This is a genomic window from Paenibacillus sp. FSL W7-1332 (assembly GCF_037969785.1).
Taxonomy (GTDB): Bacteria; Bacillota; Bacilli; order Paenibacillales; family Paenibacillaceae; genus Paenibacillus_AQ.
The window spans coordinates 5677779-5698563 of the sequence record NZ_CP150209.1 but is presented as its reverse complement, the minus strand read 5'-3'; the positions used below and the strand labels follow the sequence as shown (position 1 = coordinate 5698563).

Annotated in this window: 19 protein-coding genes and 1 pseudogene; 16 read left to right on the top strand and 4 right to left on the bottom strand. The window is 47.9% G+C overall.

Translation table 11 applies throughout. The features are described from left to right. Positions 1-8 precede the first annotated feature (8 nt). Entirely contained in the window at positions 9-1376 is a 1368-nt protein-coding gene (locus MKX98_RS25680; RefSeq protein WP_339219196.1) for a HAMP domain-containing sensor histidine kinase, read from the top strand. 105 nt (positions 1377-1481) lie between these two features. Here the strand turns inward: MKX98_RS25680 and MKX98_RS25675 are convergent, their stop codons facing one another. The 4 genes from MKX98_RS25675 to MKX98_RS25660 form a co-directional block, all read right to left on the bottom strand. Further along, the gene (locus MKX98_RS25675) at positions 1482-2462 is read right to left on the bottom strand and encodes a hypothetical protein (RefSeq protein ID WP_339219194.1); all 981 of its coding nucleotides are present in this window, start codon (positions 2460-2462) and stop codon (positions 1482-1484) included. A gap of 23 nt (positions 2463-2485) precedes the next feature. Further along, positions 2486-3628, bottom strand: a complete 1143-nt coding sequence (locus MKX98_RS25670; RefSeq protein ID WP_220684165.1) for a DUF4179 domain-containing protein — start codon at positions 3626-3628, stop codon at positions 2486-2488. Continuing rightward, positions 3618-4196 (bottom strand): sigma-70 family RNA polymerase sigma factor, encoded by a 579-nt coding sequence (locus tag MKX98_RS25665; RefSeq protein ID WP_220684166.1) that lies wholly within the window; start codon positions 4194-4196, stop codon positions 3618-3620. The genes MKX98_RS25670 and MKX98_RS25665 overlap by 11 nt, the downstream gene beginning before the upstream one ends. A gap of 142 nt (positions 4197-4338) precedes the next feature. Further along, positions 4339-4770 (bottom strand): N-acetyltransferase, encoded by a 432-nt coding sequence (locus MKX98_RS25660; protein ID WP_339219190.1) that lies wholly within the window; start codon positions 4768-4770, stop codon positions 4339-4341. A 163-nt stretch (positions 4771-4933) separates the two neighbouring features. Here MKX98_RS25660 and MKX98_RS25655 point away from each other — a divergent pair, with 163 nt between their 5' ends. The 15 genes and pseudogenes from MKX98_RS25655 (at position 4934) to MKX98_RS25585 (ending at position 20601) form a co-directional block, all read left to right on the top strand. Then, the gene (locus MKX98_RS25655; protein WP_339219188.1) at positions 4934-5092 is read left to right on the top strand and encodes a hypothetical protein; all 159 of its coding nucleotides are present in this window, start codon (positions 4934-4936) and stop codon (positions 5090-5092) included. 4 nt (positions 5093-5096) lie between these two features. Further along, positions 5097-5804 (top strand): ABC transporter ATP-binding protein, encoded by a 708-nt coding sequence (locus MKX98_RS25650; RefSeq protein ID WP_339219186.1) that lies wholly within the window; start codon positions 5097-5099, stop codon positions 5802-5804. Continuing rightward, positions 5801-7024 (top strand): hypothetical protein, encoded by a 1224-nt coding sequence (locus MKX98_RS25645; protein WP_339219184.1) that lies wholly within the window; start codon positions 5801-5803, stop codon positions 7022-7024. Before MKX98_RS25650 ends, MKX98_RS25645 begins: the two co-directional genes overlap by 4 nt. After that, positions 7017-7397, top strand: a complete 381-nt coding sequence (locus tag MKX98_RS25640; RefSeq protein WP_194544129.1) for a DUF3796 domain-containing protein — start codon at positions 7017-7019, stop codon at positions 7395-7397. Before MKX98_RS25645 ends, MKX98_RS25640 begins: the two co-directional genes overlap by 8 nt. Positions 7398-7407: 10 nt before the next feature. Continuing rightward, a complete protein-coding gene (locus tag MKX98_RS25635; RefSeq protein WP_071223363.1) occupies positions 7408-7608 on the top strand; it encodes a helix-turn-helix transcriptional regulator in 201 nt (66 codons plus the stop codon). A 357-nt stretch (positions 7609-7965) separates the two neighbouring features. Continuing rightward, positions 7966-9174 carry a PQQ-binding-like beta-propeller repeat protein gene (locus MKX98_RS25630; protein WP_339219181.1) on the top strand — a complete coding sequence of 403 codons (1209 nt, stop codon included), beginning with the start codon at positions 7966-7968 and terminating at the stop codon, positions 9172-9174. A gap of 25 nt (positions 9175-9199) precedes the next feature. Then, positions 9200-9362, top strand: a pseudogene (locus MKX98_RS25625) (ATP-binding protein); the annotation flags it as partial. Positions 9363-9610: 248 nt separating this feature from the next. Then, a complete protein-coding gene (locus MKX98_RS25620) occupies positions 9611-9943 on the top strand; it encodes a glycosyltransferase (RefSeq protein WP_339219179.1) in 333 nt (110 codons plus the stop codon). A gap of 45 nt (positions 9944-9988) precedes the next feature. Continuing rightward, positions 9989-10504 (top strand): C40 family peptidase, encoded by a 516-nt coding sequence (locus MKX98_RS25615; RefSeq protein WP_339219177.1) that lies wholly within the window; start codon positions 9989-9991, stop codon positions 10502-10504. Between the two features lie 236 nt (positions 10505-10740). Continuing rightward, positions 10741-12312 carry a response regulator gene (locus tag MKX98_RS25610; protein ID WP_339219175.1) on the top strand — a complete coding sequence of 524 codons (1572 nt, stop codon included), beginning with the start codon at positions 10741-10743 and terminating at the stop codon, positions 12310-12312. Continuing rightward, positions 12309-14099, top strand: coding sequence for a sensor histidine kinase (locus MKX98_RS25605; protein ID WP_339219173.1), 1791 nt, complete (start codon positions 12309-12311; stop codon positions 14097-14099). The genes MKX98_RS25610 and MKX98_RS25605 overlap by 4 nt, the downstream gene beginning before the upstream one ends. 185 nt (positions 14100-14284) lie before the next feature. Next, positions 14285-15598 (top strand): extracellular solute-binding protein, encoded by a 1314-nt coding sequence (locus MKX98_RS25600; RefSeq protein WP_339219171.1) that lies wholly within the window; start codon positions 14285-14287, stop codon positions 15596-15598. Positions 15599-15836: 238 nt separating this feature from the next. Then, on the top strand, positions 15837-16652 hold the full coding sequence (locus MKX98_RS25595) for a sugar ABC transporter permease (RefSeq protein WP_233355134.1): 816 nt from the start codon (positions 15837-15839) through the stop codon (positions 16650-16652). Then, complete coding sequence (locus MKX98_RS25590) at positions 16649-17470, top strand: carbohydrate ABC transporter permease (RefSeq protein ID WP_339219170.1); 822 nt, start codon at positions 16649-16651, stop codon at positions 17468-17470. The genes MKX98_RS25595 and MKX98_RS25590 overlap by 4 nt, the downstream gene beginning before the upstream one ends. A 23-nt stretch (positions 17471-17493) precedes the next feature. Further along, a complete protein-coding gene (locus tag MKX98_RS25585) occupies positions 17494-20601 on the top strand; it encodes a glycoside hydrolase family 2 TIM barrel-domain containing protein (RefSeq protein ID WP_339219169.1) in 3108 nt (1035 codons plus the stop codon). Positions 20602-20785: the final 184 nt, after the last annotated feature.

Genomic DNA, 20785 nt, shown 5'->3' with positions numbered 1-20785 from the left:
ACAGCCTGATGATAAATTATGTCCTGTTTTCCGTCATTCTAGGGGTTATCGGTTTTCTGGTATATGAAAACATGTATGATGCCCGTGAGGAATATATAAGCCGGACACTTCCCATGGTTGAAGCGAGCCAGCTGATACGGGACGATTGGAAGAGCATCCCCTATGAAACCGTCCAATCTTTTGGCGGTTACATCCAGGTGCTGGACAAGAGCCTGAACGTTGTCTTTTCGCGGGGCAGCGGAATGGAAAAGGCAAAAGCCTCCTATACGGAGGAGGAGCTGCTCGCCCTGTTCTATGAAGGGAACGGGTCGGGATATCACTCCCTAGCCCCTTTCGTTTCACCGGAAGGCTGGGAATACCGGCTGCTTGTTACGATACCGGGCGGAGTTGTGATGAAGGAAAGCCGTTTGGTGAAGACAAACGCCGAGATAACCGAAGTTTTCACCAGACTTCTGATTGAGGGATTTCTGTGGTTTGCCGCCGCATTTTTATTGAGTTTATGGGTATACGGCCGGATTACGGGAAGAAGGATCACGAATCCGCTCACGGACGTTTCCCGCGAGCTCGCACAGATTGCAGAAGGCAGGGGAGGGAAGCGGCTATTTTTTCGAGCCAACAAGGAGTTAATGGATCTTCAGCTTCATTTCAACCGGATGGCGGACAGGCTTGAGCAGGCGGAGACGGCAAAGCGAAGACTTGAAGAAGGGCGCCGCCGGCTGATGATGGACATTTCCCATGATCTGAAAACGCCGATCACAACGATACAGGGTTATGCGGAGGTGCTGCGGCTCGGTATGGAGCAGAACGAGGAGCAGCGCCTGAAATATGCGAACCGCATACATGCCAAGGCGAGGTTTATCGCCTCGCTTGTGGATGACCTGTTTGAGCTAACCAAGCTGGAGAGCACGGAACTGTCATACGAGCGGAAGATAGGTGATTTAGCTGAGCTGTGCCGCACTGCGGCGGCCGATCTGTACGATTCGTTTGAACAAAAGGGAATTACGCTGGACATCCGCATTCCGGAATCGCCGGTCATGCTGCTTTATCACGATGGTCTCATGCATAGAGCTCTTACGAATTTATTGACGAATGCCCTGAAATACAATAAGGAGGGTGCTCATGTATGGCTGGAGCTGGAGGCACGTGATGAAGACATCCTGCTTACCGTGGGAGATAACGGTCCGGGAATATCGGACCCTGTGAGAGAGACGGTGTTCGAACCTTTCGTGCGCGGTGATCAGGCCAGGAGAAGTGATGGCGGCAGCGGGCTCGGATTAGCCATCGCACGAAGCTCGGTTGAGCAGCATGCCGGGCAAATTTGGCTTGATCCGGAGGCGGAGGGCACCGTTGTTCACATTCGATTGACCAAGACATGAGTGTAAGGAGCGAATGGGATGTTCAAGCATATTCATCGTTTCCAACTAGAAAGCGCCACGCAAAATAAAACTTGCGTGGCGCTTCGTGCTTATTTCTGAAAATATCTATTCCGTCTCGAAAAGGTAGAACTGCCCTTTCGAATTATACATTCCATTCACGGATGGTGCATTCTTCTTGGTAAACTGAACGACGCCCGGACGGTCTTTATCCTTGGAGATTTTGTAGTCGGACAAGTCCAGGTTTAAGACAGCCTTGGCCACAGGAATCGCAGCTTGCAATAGTTTGTTTTCGCTATAGCTTATAAGTTTGTTGTACCCCTTGGTATATTCGGTTACGGAATCTTGTAAGCTCGTTACTTCTATTTTCGTGATTCGATGCGCCCCTTCCTCGATGTTTATGAAGACCGGGGTTTTAGGAGAGTCACCCTCGAATTGGAGTTCCACGTGATTGCTGTCCTGTCCTTTAACATACGCTGCCTTCGTCAATTTGCCCAGGCTTATTCCATTGAAGCTTTCAACAGCGGCATTTGCAGCATCCAGCATGTCCTGAGATACGGATTCGAGCGGCATGGTGGACATAACCCGCTTGATTTCGCCATCTAACAGTGTAATGTAATGGTTATTTACGCTCGCAAACATTTCAAGTTTCCCCGAAGCGGCATATTTGTAAAGGCTGACGGAATCGGGAAGCGTCTCCACGTTCAGCTCCTTGAGCACGGATTTGAGCGTCTGCTTGTATGAGTTTTGAAGATCGGCCCATTTTTGTTCCAGTTGAATGGTGTCCACTTTATTATTGACGATGTTGACGTAACCGTTTTTGATTCCCTTAATCGTCAGGGTCCAGCCTGTATCATTTCCTGTGCTCCATTTTTCCGCCTTGCTGAAAGAATAGCTTTTACCGGTTACTTCTTTAAGGCTTTTCTGTGCATCTGTTAATAATTTGGCATCGATTTTTTTCAAAGATGAAACCGCAGCCGCCGAGGAATGGGTTTGGGCGGCGTGAGTATGGTCGGTCAGAGCCGGTGTGCTGTTCAGCAAAAGGCCTGCAGCGGTCAGAATCGTCACCATTTTAATATGCTTGTTCATTTTTTGTCCTCCTATGATTCGAATCATTTATTCTGTTCTCCCGCAATAGGTATCGTCATTTCTAGAGCGGGGATATATTCCTTCTTCCAAGAACCGTTGGCCGTTTTTCTCTCTTTTTCATTCTCAATCGCATCTTCGTATGCATACCGAAACGGCTTGATTGTGAACGACTGCGTATCGGAAGGAAGGGGCTCGTACAGCATGTCATAACGACGGTAACCTTGCTTCATATCATATCCATATCGGTCTACCAATCTAATCTCTTTGCCGTTCTGATCGACAATCTCAAAAAACAGGGATCGATCATCCGGAGAACGATCCTTTAACACCAGTTCAAAGCGGGTGGAAAGGGGGGAACGCTCCATTTCTTCCAGCTCCCAGCTGATATCCCCCGACGCTTTTTGCGCAGCGGGATACAGGGCATGGTTATCCGTATTTTTTTGCATCGGAATGTGTAGAACAAAAGGCTCCGGGATCATCTCGAGTCTAATTTCCAGCGTCAAATCAAACGCCGCAGGTAACGGAGGTCTACGGGTAACTCCGTCCAAGGATTCCCCGGTAATCGTCACGATAGCCGATCCGGTATCGCTGCCGGGGCCGATATCCCATGTAATGCCTGCTTCTTCTCCATTCACGAATGCTTTCATCGATCCAAAGGAACCCTTGCTTTTTGGAGATGAATCTTCGGACTGCCTGCGGGCGTAAGGATCGTACAGAGAGGCGGGGTGCCCTGTCTCGTCCAGTTGAAGCGCAATGCCTCCGCGCAAACCGTCAAATATGACCTGTGACGCCGTCAGGGTATAATTGTCATGTGTGTCATGATAATGAGTCTCCTTCGCCAACCCATGTTGTTCGGCTGTCTGCAATCCCAAATCCCCGGCGAGCTTGAATACATTGTGCATCAGCGGAATTCGGCTTAAGGTTTCGGCCATCGCGGGGGAGATAAAGGCCGAGGATACGATGCTAATACCTAATAAACCAGCGACTGTGCTTATGACCAAGGCTTGTCGAATGAAACCTCGATTGCGGGATCTTCTGGTTAACGGGCCTTGGTTTGAAATGTTTCTCTCGGTTGACTTCCATACACGGTCATAAATATCCTGAGGGGTCGCCATATGATTGGCGGCACGGTGCATTTGATCTTTTAACTGTTCTTCAATGGACAAAGCAATCACCTCCTTCTTCGTGATCCAGGAGTATCGAGTGTTTACGCAGCTCTTTCATGGCTTGGTGGTGCCTGGACTTGACGGTCCCCATGGGAATCTCGAGCAGCTCGGAAATCTCGCTTATGCTGTATTCGTGATAATAGCGGAGAACGACAACAATTCGAAGCTTGTAAGATAAATGGTTAAGAATATCAAGCATTTCGCGGCTTGTCTCGTTCAGCATAATGACCCGGTCCGTCTGGGGGTGTTCAGGCTCGATTTCAAGCAACTTTTGACGCTCGAACAGCCGGAATTTTCGCCATTTTTTGCGTCTCCAGTCCTGAACCTGCCGGATTGTGATTCCGTGCAGCCAATTCCGAAAGGGACGACTAGGGTCATAGTTCGGAAGAGAGAGCCAAAGCTTCAAATAGATTTCATTCATGATATCCTCTATATCCTGCCGGCCGGATACAAGAAGAGCCACAGTTCGGTACACATTATCGACGGTTAGATCATAAACATACCGGAATGCTTCCTTGTCCCCCTCCTTTAGTCTTTGCAGCCACGGCGTTAAGTCTGAACCTTGCAAGCTTGCTCCTCCTTTAATGTGACCTCACCTATATATTCGCTCTGAGACATCAATAGGTTCAGTTTAAAAAAACAGGCAGAAGGTGACCGGACAAATTCCGGTCACCTTCTGTCTGTTTGAATATAAAGGCGCATGATGCCGTTTATCGTTCTTCCCAGGCCATGACGAATTCCGCCTGACCGGTATCCTCGTCGATGGTTTCTTCAACGACGGCAAAGCCGTTCCGGGAATAAAAACGAAAAGCGTTCCCGTTCTCTTTATATACCTTGAGCTCGAGTTTGGGGCTGCGTTCCTTCACGAATTGAAGAAGAGCCCGGCCATAACCCTTGCCCTGATCGCCAGGGTGAACGAACAAAGCGGCCAAGGCATGCTGAACGGTCGATATAAAGCCTACCGTGGCGCCCGCTTCCTCCAGCACATAGGTATCGGCCATTGGCAAATAGACGTCGCGCATGTCCTTTTGCTTGGATTCCCAGTATTCGGGTGAAATGAAATGGTGGGCCTCCTTCGAGGCGGCCAGCCAAATGTCAATGAGGCTGTCCATATCTTTGTCGGTCATCAATCGAATTTGCATCGTATTCACTCCAGATTATAAAGTTTTAACGGATATACGTCCCGTATTGTAAAAGTTTACCTGACGTATGTCAATTCATGATTCCATTTGACGCTTGGATGATGAGGTGATATATTTATCACATAAAGTTACAAATACATCACTACTGAAAGAGGCGTTTGCGATGAAAATCATTCTCCGATTCGCGATGGGACTGCTCTGGATCGGTATTGCCATCCAAAGACTTACCCAACAGTCGTATCCGTTGGCTCTATTATTTTTGGCAGGAGGCGTTCTTTTTGTATATGCAGGCTGGAGAGGTTGGAAAGTCCGCAAGCAATGAGGGGATGGAGCGACATCATTTATTAAACATCACGGGGTTGACGGCTTGGTACCGTTCGGAAAAGGACGCCGTCATCTCGAATCTTAATTTGGAGATTGACCCCAATCAGATCATAGGTTTGGTGGGATTGAACGGGGCCGGCAAGAGCACGCTGCTCCATGTCCTGAGCGGCATTCACCGGCATTATTCGCTGGAGCGGCTGCAGTGGAAGAACGAGGAAACTTCGCTGACAAGCCCTGCATTTAAACGTAATCGATATACCGTGTTCTCGGAGGACGAGTCGTTTGAGTATTTCACGTTCGAGGAGTATGTAAGGCACGTGTTTCAATCCTACGGACAAGAGGTCCGTCACGATATCTTGGACGAGCTCGTTGCAGGATTCCATTTTCAGAATTACCGGAACGCATACTTGGGCCAATTATCGATGGGCAGCAGGAGGAAGGCCTACCTGATCACGGGATTTGCATTGCGCCCGGAGCTGCTGCTGTTGGATGAGCCGGTCAACGGACTGGATTTCGAAAGCACGGAATTTCTGTATCAAATGATGAACGAGTACAGGAGCCATGGGACGATCTTGTTTTCTTCTCACGTTCTGGAGAGTTTATGTCTAACATCAGACAGCATCATCATTTTGGAGTCCGGATCCATCCGTCATACCTTTTTGCAGGGAGACATGGATCCCGAGTTTATTAGAGGGGTACTAAACAAGTGATCTCGACATTTCATGGATTCGCCAAAAAGCTCCTGGGGTCAAGCTACGACCGATTGTGGAAGCATGCCATAGCCTTAGCTGCTATCTTTGCGGCGCTGAGCAGCCTGGATCGCCATTATGAGGTATCCTTACTTGTATTCATGACGGCCATTTCCGTATTTACGTTCGGGATTGTGCTGAAAACTCTGTCCTCGGACGATAACCGGAGGAAGCTGAAGGGAGCGTTCATGCTTCCATTCAGGTCAGGCATGTTTAACGCAGCCTATTTTTATGCGGTTGCTCTATACACCCTGGTTACCAAGACTTCGTACGTTCTCGTTTTCTATATGGCATATTCGTCATTTACGGCTATGCATGTACCGGCATTTCTGCTTAGCTTCTTGAATGCAGGTCTGACTGCTTTCGTGGTATTTGCCTTACTGAACAGCGGTAAAAGGATGACAGCCTGTCTCTTGATGCTTCTCCAAGCGGCACTCTGTCTGCTCCCTGAGCCCTTCTTTCGTTTGACGGGATTGCTGATCAGCAGCCTCCTCCAAGGGTTCGTGCTGCTTCGGACGGATTCTTACCGATTCTACAAGAACTTGAAGATGAAGGATAGCCATGCAGTACCGGTTCGAAGCTCTTCGTTCCTGCGGTATATTGTACGCTACCTATTTTCCCATAAAAGCTATTTATACAATACGATTGCATTATGTTTATTTGCAGGCTTCATGGCGTTCATGCTGGAGCAGATGCATCTTGCCTCGTACCTGCCGCTTGGATTCGCGGTTCTATCCTTCAACACGCCGATCGGCATCCTGCTGTCGAGTAATCGCGGGCTTCACCGGAAAATTCAAATGCTGCCCGGCCAGCTTCAACGTATAGTGGTTCCGTATGGGCTGTTTATACTGGCAGTAAACTTATTCATATATACGATCTACTTAGCATGCTGGCAACTGTTTCATGGATCGGTGGAAATCATGTATTATGTACTTAGTGTGTTATTTGCCGCCCAATGCGCCATTTCGACCGTTTGGCTCGAATGGAAACATCCCGTTTTCCGTTGGAAGGTGGAGAGCGACTTATGGCATCATCCCCGCAAATATGCCGTTCCGCTCATCATGTGTTTATTGGCGGTCACGGTAATAAGCATGAAGCCGGCCGTGTATATGATCGCTCTGCTGGTAGGGACAGAGATGGTTTTGATTTTTAAGCGCAGGAGAGGAATCAGGAATGTATAAGGGACAGAAGAAGCGTTACGTACGAATCGGTAAGCACGGATGGCTGCTTGGTTTGTTGGGGTTTAACGGCCTTCAGTATTTCAAGACCCATGATCCTTCATTTTTGTTTTACTTTAGTTTTTTCAGCTTTTTCAGTTTCTATTTCCATGGGAAGCTGGCGGAGGAGATGCCGGATGAGCGGTATTACATGAATGCTCAGAAGGCGCGGTCCATCACCATGTGGGTGCCGGCCGTATGTTTGTTTATCATCGGAATCGGCAGCATGTTTCCCTTCGGAACAAGAGAATTCATGATCATCGTGAGCGCAGCGGGTTGGGCAGCTACGTTTCTGACGTATTCCATAACTTTTTATTATCTGGATAAATATTGTTAGGTGGATGCCCATGGAACCATTCAAATGCAATTTAAAAAAGTACAGGCAGTTAGCGGAGATGACCCAGGACGAGTTGGCGGGCAAGGTTGGGGTTCGAAGAGAGACCATCATCCGTCTGGAGGCGGGGAAATATAATCCATCGCTAAAGCTGGCGATCGATATTTCGCGGGTGGTGGGAGCGCCCATTGAGGAGCTGTTTATATTCGACTAAACAACGATGATGCATTTAATGGGTCTTAGCTATCCAACGAATGCGTCATTTCTTATATCTGCACAAAAACCATTTAGTTCTTGAAAAAACTAATTAGTCATACTACAATAACATGTGATCCCAGTCAGAAAGAGAAAGCATGATTCCGTTTTCACACGGACTCTCAACATGTTATGGATTCTCCGACTCAATACCCCGTTGTGAGTTGGCGCAGCCTTTTCATAGATTCGTTGAATGACTGACCTTTGGATATTTTAATATAATTATATATTTTTTGGGTTTTTTAGTATTTTTGTGCAACTTTATCTCAATCTTAACGTCTGATATGTATATTCAGTCATAGGAGGAATAACATCCATGTATACCATTCAAAAGAAAACCGTTACTCGACTCGTCACAACAGGCATGGCCGTAGCTCTTCTCGCATCGCCAATCTCTTCCGTACTGCCAGGGCCGGGGCATGTCGCAGCTGCTGCGTCTGCTGTGGACAAGTCCTCTCACAGCCTGAAGCCGATTTGGACGAAGACGTTGGGAGATCCAAGCAAAATTAACCCTCAGACGACATTAATTAAGAACAATTTATATTATACCGTTGGGAAGAAATATATTGCTTTTGACGCGTTGGCAGGCAAAACCCGCTGGACGTATCCCGCCGCTGCCGTCTCACAGACCGTAACGGATGGCCAATCGGTATGGTTTACGGATGCGACAGGCCGATTAATTAAGCTCAATGCTGCAACCGGCAAGCTGCAATGGAAAGTTAAAACACAATCCCAGCCAGGAAAGAAAGAAAGCTATGTGAACCTCAGTTTGCATGCAGCCGATGGTGTGATCTATGTCGGGGATGCGTATGGGCTGACGGCGTACAACGCATCAAACGGGAAGGTTAAGTGGAAATTGAAGGGCAGCGCCCATGGGTACAAACTGCTCCAAACGGGAAAAATCCTTGTCGCAACCACGATTATCGACGGAGCATTGACCACGAGCGGGTTACAGGGAATCGATGCTCAGAACGGCAAAGTAAAATGGAAACAGACCGACGGTGACCACCAGGACATTCTCTTCTCGAACGATAAGTCGTTCTATACGCGTGACGTAACCGAAGGCATCGATGCCGGATATGCAGCGAACATCGATGAAATTAATCTGACCAATGGGAAAATTATGGCTACCCGATCCTATATACCCGTGGATTTCGTGGAAGATCAAAGTGCATCCGATGTCGTATCCGATGGGGAATATTTCTATGTCATTGAAAAGTATGAAGAGACTCAGAAGAAAGCTGTAGTTTCCCGATTCCCGACGGATAGTCGTTCTAAGGCCGACCCGGATAAAACTTATGCTTTCGAAGCGGGAGTGGCCGAATGGTCCCTCGGGGATGCGGGCCTTGCCTATGTAAGACTGGACAACGGCAAGCTGTTGACGCTCGATACGAACAGCGGACGTACGCTGGCCTCCGCTCAATACAAAGGCACTCCATTGCCGACGCTTATCGGACAAGACGTGATTGTCGTTCAGCATGGTGGGCAGATCAGCGGCGTCAAGAAAGCTGCTGCCTCCCAGTAACGCAAGTCGATTTCCATTGAGGACCAAAGCCGAACGTTCTCACAGTCGTAAGTATGACGGCAGCGGTATGAACTCGCCATCGTGAAATGATCGTATCTCTACATCAAGGTGATATCCGAGTCGAAAGCGAGCCAGGTGAAGGAACGACCTTCATTGTCATGTTGCCCATCATGACGCCATCAGTTTAGTCAGATTCATGAGGCCATCCATCGGATCATTTGAACGTTATCGCTGTATCTCTATGCTGCGGCTCACATACAAAGCTTCCTTGTATGTGACGCCGCAGCATTTTTTTTGCCTGTTCATATTCAGTTCAAATGTTGTCAGGACACGGAATAACACTCGTGGCGTTTTTTTGCAGTTTTTCTTTTACGACCCAAACCTCTCATCAATATTAGAATACAGTATACTAAACTGCTTTGAGGAAGCACATAAAGTGTACAATTCAACAGATATCATGATTGGTCTTCAAAATAAGAGGAATCAACTCACTCAGAGAACTTATGAGATACTTGGCTCAGGCGGATTTATGCTAACTAGTGATACACCTGCTATAAAGCGTTATTTTACTCCAGGGAAAGACCTGGTTACTGCAGGGAGTAAAGAAGAGATGCAGAGAGTGATTAAATATTATTTGAATCACCCGGCTGAGAGAAAAGCCATTCAACTCCAAGGACAGACTACAATCAGAAAGCATATGTATAAGTTTAGAGCCAAGGAGATTTTGCAAGTCCTTAAACGTGAAGGCATTATAACAGTGGATGTCTAAAAGAAGAAGCCTTGTCCCTGGCTTTACTTCGGGAGAGTGAGATATATGACAATTAAAACCAAGCCAAAATTATATATCAAAAATAGCAGTGAAAAGATAATAAAGGAAGGTTATAAATATCTATCAACACCTTATCGTTTGGGAGCAAAACCTTTTCAGACAAATGAATTTGATTGTAGTTCATTTATTCAATTTCTGTATGGTCAACTTCGCATTCTTCTTCCGCGCACATCTCGCGAGCAAAGTTTGCTAGGTGAAAAAATAGAAAAAAAACAACTCAAACGTGGCGATTTATTGTTTTTTACTAATCGTAAGGGTTACAGGAAGAAAGGGATTAATAGAGTAGCTCATATTGCCATCTTTCTGGGGGATAACAAAATGCTTCATTCTTGCAGGTATAAGGGAGTTACAGTTTCTGAATTTACTGAGATTATTAATGAAAATAAACAAAGACGCTGGATAGATTACTATCTTTTCGCGAAGAGATTACCGGATTATTATGAGTATATCATGGGGGATAACAATAATGAGGGATTAGCACGCTCCCAATCTTATAGGTAGCTTGGCATAAGCCAGAACCGCCCCCGGTCTGGCTTTTTGACCCCTTTTTTTTAAAAATGTATTTAGTAGAGGAACGGTATATATGCAGTCCGTTATATTTTTTAATCGTACGTTGCAGTGTATGATATTTGTATGCCATAATCTTTGAGTTAATTAGATCATGTCGTTGAAATGAAGGTTGGCTAAGACATATCCGGCAAATCGTAAACGGTTACAAGGCTGCAAGGGAGGCAGGTATGAAACCATTATTCAAGATCATGATTGTGGATGACGAAATGCTTGTCAGGCAGGGGATTAAGCACCTGCTCAATTGGGAACAGGAAGGATACCAAATCGTCGGTGAGGCGTCTAACGGTCTGGAAGCACTGAATTTGATGGATGAGGTGAATCCTCACGTCATTCTTACAGATATCGTAATGCCTGTCATGGGCGGGGAGAAACTGGTCAAGATTGTTAAGGAGAAGCATCCTCACATCGAAGTCATCGTGCTCAGCAGTTTCAGTGAATACGATTACGTCCGGTCTACTTTTCAGAGTGGTGTAGCGGACTATATCCTGAAGCCAAAGCTGGAAGCTGATTATCTAATATCCATCCTAAATAAAACTACGGCCAAAATGGTCGCCATGAAGCCGGAGGATGATCCAAGCGCGGGTCGTGAGGAAGGGCAGATCCTGCAAGCCATCGAGAAACTTATGACCGGGTATGAGCCTGCGCTGGATCCCGTGTTGCTGGATTCGAAATTCCCTTATGGACAGTATTTGTTTTTTGGAGCGGATATGAAGCACATGAAAGATTCCGGTGACAAATGGAGTTTCGGAAACGAAATGGAACGAGGGCTTCAGCAGCTTGCTTTGTCCGAGATCGTGTATATACGGTTGAAGTTTATTAACGATACGGCACTTTTTCTGCTCAATGTGAATCCTGAGCGGTGGGACGAGCTTGTTATTGAACTCCGGCATCTGATCTCCAAACTGGTACAGGATATGAGTGAGACGCATTTTGTTATCAGCCAGTGCTTCGCCGATTTTAAAAGTCTCGGTGAGGTCTACCATGACAATTATCTGAAACTCATGCGATACGGCTTCTTCCTTAAGGACCGGACGCTGATTGAATACGAACATTTGCCGGGCCTTCCGGATTCGCATCTCGAATATGACATGGGCGAGCTCATGGAACTGTTGAAACGTAGGCAGTACCGGAAGGCCTTCACCGGCTTTTTGGAATACGCCTGCCTGCGCTCGATGGATTATCGCACCGATATTTTCGAATTCAAATCGTCGTTGGGGAATTTCATATTTAACGTGGCGACCACGCTTGGAAAAATGAAGGTTGAGACCGGAAGCCTGGAGAATGCCAAATACGATTATTTCCGAAAAATAGACGAAGCCAGGTATGCCAGCGAAGCTATCGCTGTTGTCGAAGCGTTCATCCGCGAAGCGGAACGTGCGATAGGCGAGACGAATACATCCGTTAATCCCAATATGGACCGGCTGCTTGAATATATTCAGGACCATTATGCCGACCCCATCACACTCACCGGAGTGGCCAGGCAGTTCCACTTCAATGCATCGTATCTGTCGAGTTATTTTGCTGCGTATAATGGAGAAGGTTTCAGTGAATACCTCAACAAAATCCGCTTGGAAAAAGCCATGGAGCTGCTTCTGACAACGGAACATACGATTTCCGAAATCAGCGCCAGCGTGGGATACTCGGATCAGAGCTACTTCACCAAGGTATTCAAGAAGCAGACAGGCATCTCTCCGAGCCAGTTTCGGAGGCAAGACGCACGGGAGATACGGGAATCATGATTGGACAAGCCATAAACAAGCTGCGAAAACAGGGGTTATTCCTTAAGCTGTTTCTCGTGACCCTCATCAGCATCGTGACCGTATCACTTCTGACGCTGTCCATTACCATCAGCATGTCGGAAAAGTTATTTCTGCAGACATTCAGCATCACGAACGGCAAGCTGTTAAACCAGATGAAGTCAAACCTGGAGTCCTATAATAACGCCATAGCAACCGGTGCCACCATGATCGCCCAGAATGCGGCGATCCGCAGTTATTTATCGGGCGGAGAGACGGAGGCCGTGGCGCTTGCGATGAAAACGTACCAGATGACAGAGGGCATGAAGTCGGTCCAGTCTAACTTTAGTGCTTACGATGTTGGCATCATGATCGTTGGAGCGAATGGGAGAAGTTATTCCACAGATCCTTGGTATTGGTCTATCTCGGCCAAGGAACTGAAGGATCACCCGATTACAAAAGCGACTATGGCTCACCCTGCGCAAATCTTATACCAGCTTTATCGCAACGAGGGTCATAGCGCAGACGCAAAGGAGCCCATGCTCGTCGCTTCCAAAGCTCTCTTTGATCAGTCGACCGGGAGAATGTATGGCACGTTATACGTGGCCATTCGCGACCGGAATTTTAAACCCTTCTATGCCAATTTTACAAGCGAAGGCAATGACGTTGTGCTGTTGAACGAGGAAGGGGTTATTGTATCCAGCAACAGGACCGAGTTGATCGGGATGGCGGATAAGGGGCTGCTTCAAGAAGTCGTAACGGATCAGGGCGAGGGAGAGGACGATGCATCTGCCTATGTGATGGGGAACGAACGAATTGTGTTCTCGGAATACTTGCCGGAATTTGAATTTTATTTGGTCAATATGATCGACAAGAAAGCCGTGACCGGACAGATGGTGAACGCTAAAGCAGTCACCTTGACAATCATGTCCATCGTTGCGATATCACTTGTCATTGTTTTTCTGATCACCCGGCGAATGACGCAGTCGCTCCGTGTGCTCGTCAAACAGATGTCGAATATTCCCACAAGCGGATTCGATCATCATGTAGATGTTGCCAATAGCAGTTATGAAGTTAAGGAATTAGGGAATGCGTATAATTATATGCTTGATGAGCTGCACGATTATGTGGATCGATTGATGGAAACCCAGAAGCAGCAGCGAAATGCGGAGCTGGCCGCGCTCCAAATGCAAATCAATCCACATTTTTTATACAATACGCTGGCTTCGATCAAATTTCTGGTACAGCAGGGCAACAAGGAAAAAGCCGCGGGTACGATCAACGCGCTTATATCGCTCCTGCAAAATACAGTCAGCGATATTCATTCCACCATACCTGTGCGGCAGGAGCTGGAGACACTGAAGCATTATGTGTATATTAATCACGTGCGTTACGGTGAGAAAATCCGCGTTCATTACTTTGTGGAGCCGGATAGCCTGGATTATCATATGCCCAAACTCATTCTTCAGCCTTTTATTGAGAATGCATTCTTTCACGCATTCAACATCAAGGGAGAGGGAACAATTCTGATCATGATTGCGGTTCAGGAAGACCAGCTTGTATGTGAAGTTGTAGATGACGGGGACGGAATGAATCTGGAGCAGAACCCGGCGGAGGAAGAATCGTTGCCTGCACCGATGAGCAAACGCCAATTGTTCTCCGGCATTGGGATACGCAATGTAGATGACCGAATTAAGTTGATGTACGGCGAGAAATACGGGATCCACATTACAAGCAAACGCAGTGAAGGAACAAAAATCATCATTACGCTACCATTGACCAAAAGCTAAAGATATTACAAGAACCTAAAGATTGTACCAGAGCCGGTATGAAGGCGAAAAACAGGATCCAATAATAGCACCAAAGCTAACAAAGATAGTGCCAATGAAAACGAATACAAAATGATAAGATGGATGCGTAGCAGAGAAAACGCTTCCATCTTTTATTATTTTCAGACTTAAAAGGGGGTTACACATTGAAAAAATTAATGAGCTTACTGCTGGCCGGGGTTCTCCTCTTGTCGGCATGTTCCTCGGGCGGCGGTACGGAAGGCGGGTCGGGCAGTAACGGCAGCTCTAGCGGTGGAGGCAGTGCCGCTCCAAAAGAAATTACGGTATGGGCTTGGGACCCGGCATTTAACATTGCCGCCATGAATGTAGCTAAAGAAGCCTATGCCCAAGTGAATCCGGACGTCACGATTCATGTGGTAGAGAATGCTCAGGCCGATATCGTTCAAAAGCTGAACACCGGGTTGAACTCCGGTTCCACGAAAGGCTTGCCTAACATCGTGCTCATTGAGGATTACCGTGCGCAGAGCTTCTTGCAAGCGTATCCGGATTCCTTCTACGAATTGACGGACATCGTGAAAGTGGATGACTTTGCGGACTATAAGATTGGCCCGACCAGCGTAGATGGCAAGCAGTACGGCGTTCCGTTTGATTCCGGCGTGACGGGAATGTACGTGCGAACGGATTATCTCGAGCAAGCAGGCTACAGTCTGGATGACCTGCAGGACATCGACTGGAAGCAGTACATCGAGATTGGCAAAGCCGTCAAAGAGAAAACCGGCAAAAACATGATTACGCTCGATCCTAACGATTTGGGACTTATCCGCATGATGATCCAATCAGCGGGGGCGTGGTATACGGCAGAAGATGGCCAGACTCCGACGATTGCAGACAATGCTCCATTGAAGGAAGCCTTTGAATTGTACAAAGAAATGATGGATTCCGGCATCGTGAAGGTGAACTCGGACTGGAGCCAATTTGTCGGAGCATTCAACAGCGGTGAAGTGGCTACCGTGCCGACCGGTAACTGGATTACACCTTCGATCAAAGCCGAAGCTTCCCAATCCGGTAAATGGGCGGTAGCTCCGCTTCCTAAACTTGCGGCAACAGAGGGGTCCGTCCATGCATCCAACCTTGGCGGCAGCTCCTGGTATGTCATGAATGTAGAGGGGAAAGAAGTAGCTGCGGAGTTCCTCGCGAAGACATTTGCTTCCGATGCTGAGCTGTATCAGACGTTGAACACAAAAGTTGGGGTCATCGGCACCCTGAAAGCCGCCGCAAGCGGAGAAGCTTACGCGGCAGCGGATGAATATTTCCAAGGCCAAAAAGTCGTATCAGACTTTGCCGCTTGGACCGAACAAATTCCTAACGTTAACTACGGCATGAATACGTACGCCATCGAGGACATTATGGTCGTTGCCATGCAGGCGTATCTCGGCGGTAAAGACGTGGAAACTGTTCTGAAAGATGCGCAGGCGCAGGCCGATACGCAAATTCGTTAAACACACTCAGGCAGTACACAAATGCCCTTGCTCCTTCTTCTCCTGAAAAGTGGACATCTGCTGAAGGAAGGGGAGCGAGGGTTTTATTATTTCTATCCATAAGACATGGATCAACAGAAGGGTGTGGAGTGGTGTGAATACAGAAAAAGCCAGGCTAAGCCCGCAAATTCATAAGGGCCTGAACAGTCAAAGGCGGATACGTTTGACAGGCTGGTTCTTTGTTCTTGTGCCGGTTGTCATGATTAGTATTTTTTATTTCTATCCGATGGTTCAAGCGTTAATCCTATCCTTCAAATCAGGCAGGGGCAGCAATCTACAGTTTGTCGGTATAGACAACTATATTCGTCTGTTCAGCGATACCACCTTCCTTACGGCCGTCAAGAACACATTTATTTACTTACTCATTCAGGTTCCGGTCATGCTGGTGCTGGCGCTCTTTATCGCTGTGCTGCTCAATGACGATAGACTGAAGTTTAAAGGTTTTTTCAGAACGGCTATTTTCCTGCCGACGGTAACCTCGCTTGTAGCGTACTCCGTCGTCTTTAAGTACATGTTCGGAGCCGACGGCATCGTCAATAAATTTCTGGTGAATCTTCATCTGATCCAGGAACCGATTCAATGGATTACCGACCCTTTCTGGGCGAAAGTTACGATTATCATCGCGATTACCTGGCGTTTTACAGGCTATAATATGATTTTCTATTTATCATCACTTCAAAATATCGATAAATCCGTGTATGAAGCTGCACGCATCGATGGTGCAAATGCCTTCACGCAGTTTTTCAAAATTACGATTCCGCTATTGAAGCCGATCATTTTGTTTACGTCCATAACATCGACCATTGGAACGCTCCAGTTGTTTGACGAGGTGGTTAACATCACCAAAGGCGGCCCCGGAAACGCAACCATGTCGATATCGCAATATATTTACAATCTTTCCTTCGAATACACGCCTGACTTTGGATACGCAGCTACCGTTTCCTACTCGATCGTACTCATGGTGGTCATATTGACGATGATCCAGAACAAAGTTGGAGGTGACAAGAGATCATGAAAACCAAACGCGTGTTTACTTACCTGTTTCTGATTATCGCTGCCCTGATCTCCATCTTTCCGTTTATCTGGATGGTTGTCAGTGCCACCAATCCGTCCGTGGACGTAACGAAAGGGACGCTGCTGCCGGGTTCGCACCTGGTCAAGAATATCAACAATCTGTTCAGTTCCGTGGACCTGTGGCAAGCTCTCTGGAATTCCGCAAAAATCTCGGTGGTGACTACCGTGCTTTCACTGCTGGTTGCCTCAGCCGCTGGTTATGGCTTTGAGATGTACCGCAGCCGCGGCAAAGATATCGTATTTAATATCCTGCTAGCCTCGATGATGATTCCGTTCGCGGCGATTATGGTGCCCTTATTTCAGATGTTTGCCAAAGTATCGGGGGTTGTACCCTTTCTAGGCATTGATACGGCAGGGGCTGTCATTCTGCCGACATTCACGACGGCGTTCTTAATCTTCTTCTTCCGTCAAAGCACCAAAATGTTTCCCAAGGATATGATGGAAGCCGGTCGCATCGATGGTCTGTCGGAGCTGGGCCTATTCTTCCGCATCTATATGCCGACGATGAAATCGACCTATGCAGCCGCAGCGATTATTACTTTCTTGAACAGCTGGAACAACTATCTGTGGCCGCTGATCGTGCTGCAGTCGCCGGAGAATATGACCGTGCCGCTGCTGATATCGAACCTGGGATCAGGCTATGCTCCAGACTACGGTTTGATCATGTCCGCCATCGTCATTACGACGCTGCCGACGGCGCTTGTGTTCTTTATGATGCAGAAGCAATTTGTTGCTGGGATGACAGGTTCCGTGAAATAAAGTTGAAATATGGAGGAAAACAGATGAAACAGCAGGTTGAACGAGGAGTCGCGCCAAGTCTTGCGTGGTTGTCTGATCCCAGTGTATTTGCGGTAGGCAGGATGCCCGCGCACTCCGATCATCGGTATTACGAATCGATGCTGGAAGCCGAACAGCTTGGAGAGATGCCTTGGCGCCGCAGTCTGAATGGGAGCTGGAAGTTTAGTTACGCCCGTAATGCCAAGGAACGCCAAGCGGATTTTTATAAAACGGAAGAATCCTGCAGAGGATGGGATGATATTGAGGTTCCCGGACATATCCAGCTTCAGGGTTATGGGCGGCCGCAGTACGTGAACACGATGTATCCATGGGACGGTCAGGAGTTTCTTAGACCCCCGATGATCTCAGAGGACCACAATCCCGTGGGCAGCTATGTGAAGTTTTTCAACGTTCCTGCCGGCTGGCAGCAGCGTCCGCTGTATATCTCTTTTCAGGGTGTTGAATCGGCTTTCTATGTATGGCTGAACGGGGAGTTTGTCGGTTACAGTGAAGACAGCTTTACGCCGAGCGATTTTGACCTCACGCCGTACTTGACGGAAGGCGAGAATAAGCTGGCTGTCGAGGTCTATCAACGCAGCACCGGAAGCTGGCTGGAGGATCAGGATTTTTGGCGCTTTTCCGGTATTTTTCGCGATGTGTATCTGTACACGGTACCTGACGTTCATGTGCAGGATCTGCATGTTCAAACCGATTTGGATGAAACGTATGAACGTGGAACGCTGAGGGTTACCATGCAGCTGAGGGGAAAGCCGGCTTCGAAAGTAGCCCTAGAGCTCAAGGATGCAGCAGGAAATCCAGTGGTCCGGGGGGAGACCCATGCTTCCGGGGAAACGGCGTCGATTGCGTTAGCTGCAGGTAAGGTCAAGCGGTGGAGCGCAGAAGAGCCTAATTTATATACATTGTACGTATCCGTCTATGACGCATCCGGAAACCTTGTGGAGGTCGTGCCGCAAAAGATAGGTTTTCGCAAATTCGAGATGATTGATAAGGTGATGCATTTAAACGGTAAGCGAATTGTGTTCAAAGGCGTCAACCGGCACGAATTCAATTCCCGCCGCGGGCGCAGCATTACGAAAGAGGATATGCTGTGGGATATCAAGACATTAAAGCAGGCGAATATCAACGCCGTACGGACGTCGCATTATCCGAATCAGACGATGTGGTACGAGCTGTGTGATGAGTACGGCGTGTACGTCATCGACGAGATGAATCTGGAGACGCATGGTTCATGGCAGAAAATGGGAGCCGTTGAGCCGTCCTGGAACATACCGGGCAGCAGGCCGGAATGGCAGGATATCGTGTTGGACCGTGCCATTTCCATGATCGAGAGGGACAAGAATCACCCATCGATTTTGATCTGGTCTTGCGGCAATGAGTCTTACGCCGGAGAAGTCATTCGGAACGTTGCGAACTTGTTCCGGGAGAGGGACCCTAGCCGGCTGGTCCATTACGAAGGAGTGTTCCATAACCGGGAATATGACGATGCGAGCGATATGGAGAGCCGCATGTATGCAAAACCGGCGGATATTGAGCAGTATCTGCAAAACGATCCTTCCAAGCCCTATATTAGCTGCGAGTACATGCATGCCATGGGCAATTCCGTCGGCGGATTGCATAAATACACGGAGCTGGGGCAGAAATATCCGATGTATCAAGGCGGCTTCATCTGGGACTTCATGGATCAGGTCATCGTGAAACATGATCGTTACGGCAAGCCTTTTATGGCTTATGGAGGGGACTTTGATGATCGTTCAACCGATTACAACTTCTCCGGCAACGGCATCGTTTATGCGAATCGGACATGGTCCCCCAAAATGCAGGAAGTGAAGTTCCTGTATCAGAACGTCAAGCTGACCCCGGATCGTTATGGCGTCACGATCAGAAATGAGAACTTGTTCGCTTCGTTGGATGCTTATGATGTTATATATTGCCTGAATTATGAAGGCAGGAATATCTACAGCGGAGCGGTATGCCCCCAGGTTGGTCCCGGTGAAGAGCGATATGTAAAGCTGGAACTGCCTGAGGAAGGGCTTCCGATTGGTGAATATGCGTTAGACGTTTCACTCGTGCTCAAGAAGGATTCGTTGTGGGCGAACGCCGGTTATGAAATGGCTTTTGGACAGTTTGTTTTCCGAGAGGAGAACCCGTTGGCTGTTGATAAGTCTAGCACTACTCAAGTGAGGGAACGCCTGCAACCAGGTTCAGGTGTTTCGCCTGATATGGCTGCGAATGATTTTCGTGTAGTTGAAGGGGATGTAAACATCGGCGTTCATGGGCGTGATTTCTCCGTCATGTTCTCGAAGCAGGCAGGGACCCTCATATCCGTCAAGTATGCGGGACGGGAGATGATCTCTTCGCCACCGGTGCCGCTCTTCTGGAGAGCGATGACGGATAACGATAAAGGGGCTGGACTGCAGTTTGATTCCGCGCTTTGGTATGCTGCTAGCCTGACTCGGAGAACGTTAAGCTGCGAGCTTACGGAGGACTCGGATCACGCGACCGTGACCTATATGTATAAACTGAGCGTGTCCGAGGAAGTAAGGGTGCGCGTATCTTATACGGTGTTCACCGATGGCAGCATTCAAGTGAAGTCGGGGTACCAAGGTGCACCGGGATTGCCGAGGCTGCCGATCTTTGCTCTTACCTTCAAAGTGCCGGCGGACTACGACAACCTGGATTGGTATGCGAACGGGCCGGAAGAGAATTATATCGACCGTGCATTTGGAGCTAAATTGTGTCGCTTCCGGAATCGTGCGGCGGATAATGTTTCAGCATACTTGGTACCGCAGGAATCGGGCAATCGTACAGGCGTGCGGGAGGTATCCATAACCAGCGATCAAGGTCATGGCATCACGATGGAGGCACCATCGGCAGCACCGGTAGAAGCCAATATATCGCCGTATACCGCATTTGAGCTGGAGAACGCGACGCATCATTATGAGCTGCCGAACGTTCACCATACCGTTGTTACCATTGCCGGGCGGCAAATGGGGGTTGGGGGTGACGACAGCTGGGGGGCTCCGGTTCATGACGAGTATCAAATCGATCCTTCGATGGACATGTCCTTTGAATTTACGATTCGCAGAGCTTAATGCGAGTTTCGATAACCGTTGCCACAATATTGCCGAAATCCTTATTTAAGGATTTCGGTTTTTTTGATTTCTCCACTTCATTTGTATTTTCCACCACTCTGAATCCTCCGTGCTTGAGGGATGTTTAAGGATTCATCAAATCTATTTGGAGAAAATCAAAATCTCTGAAAATGAGACATTTACG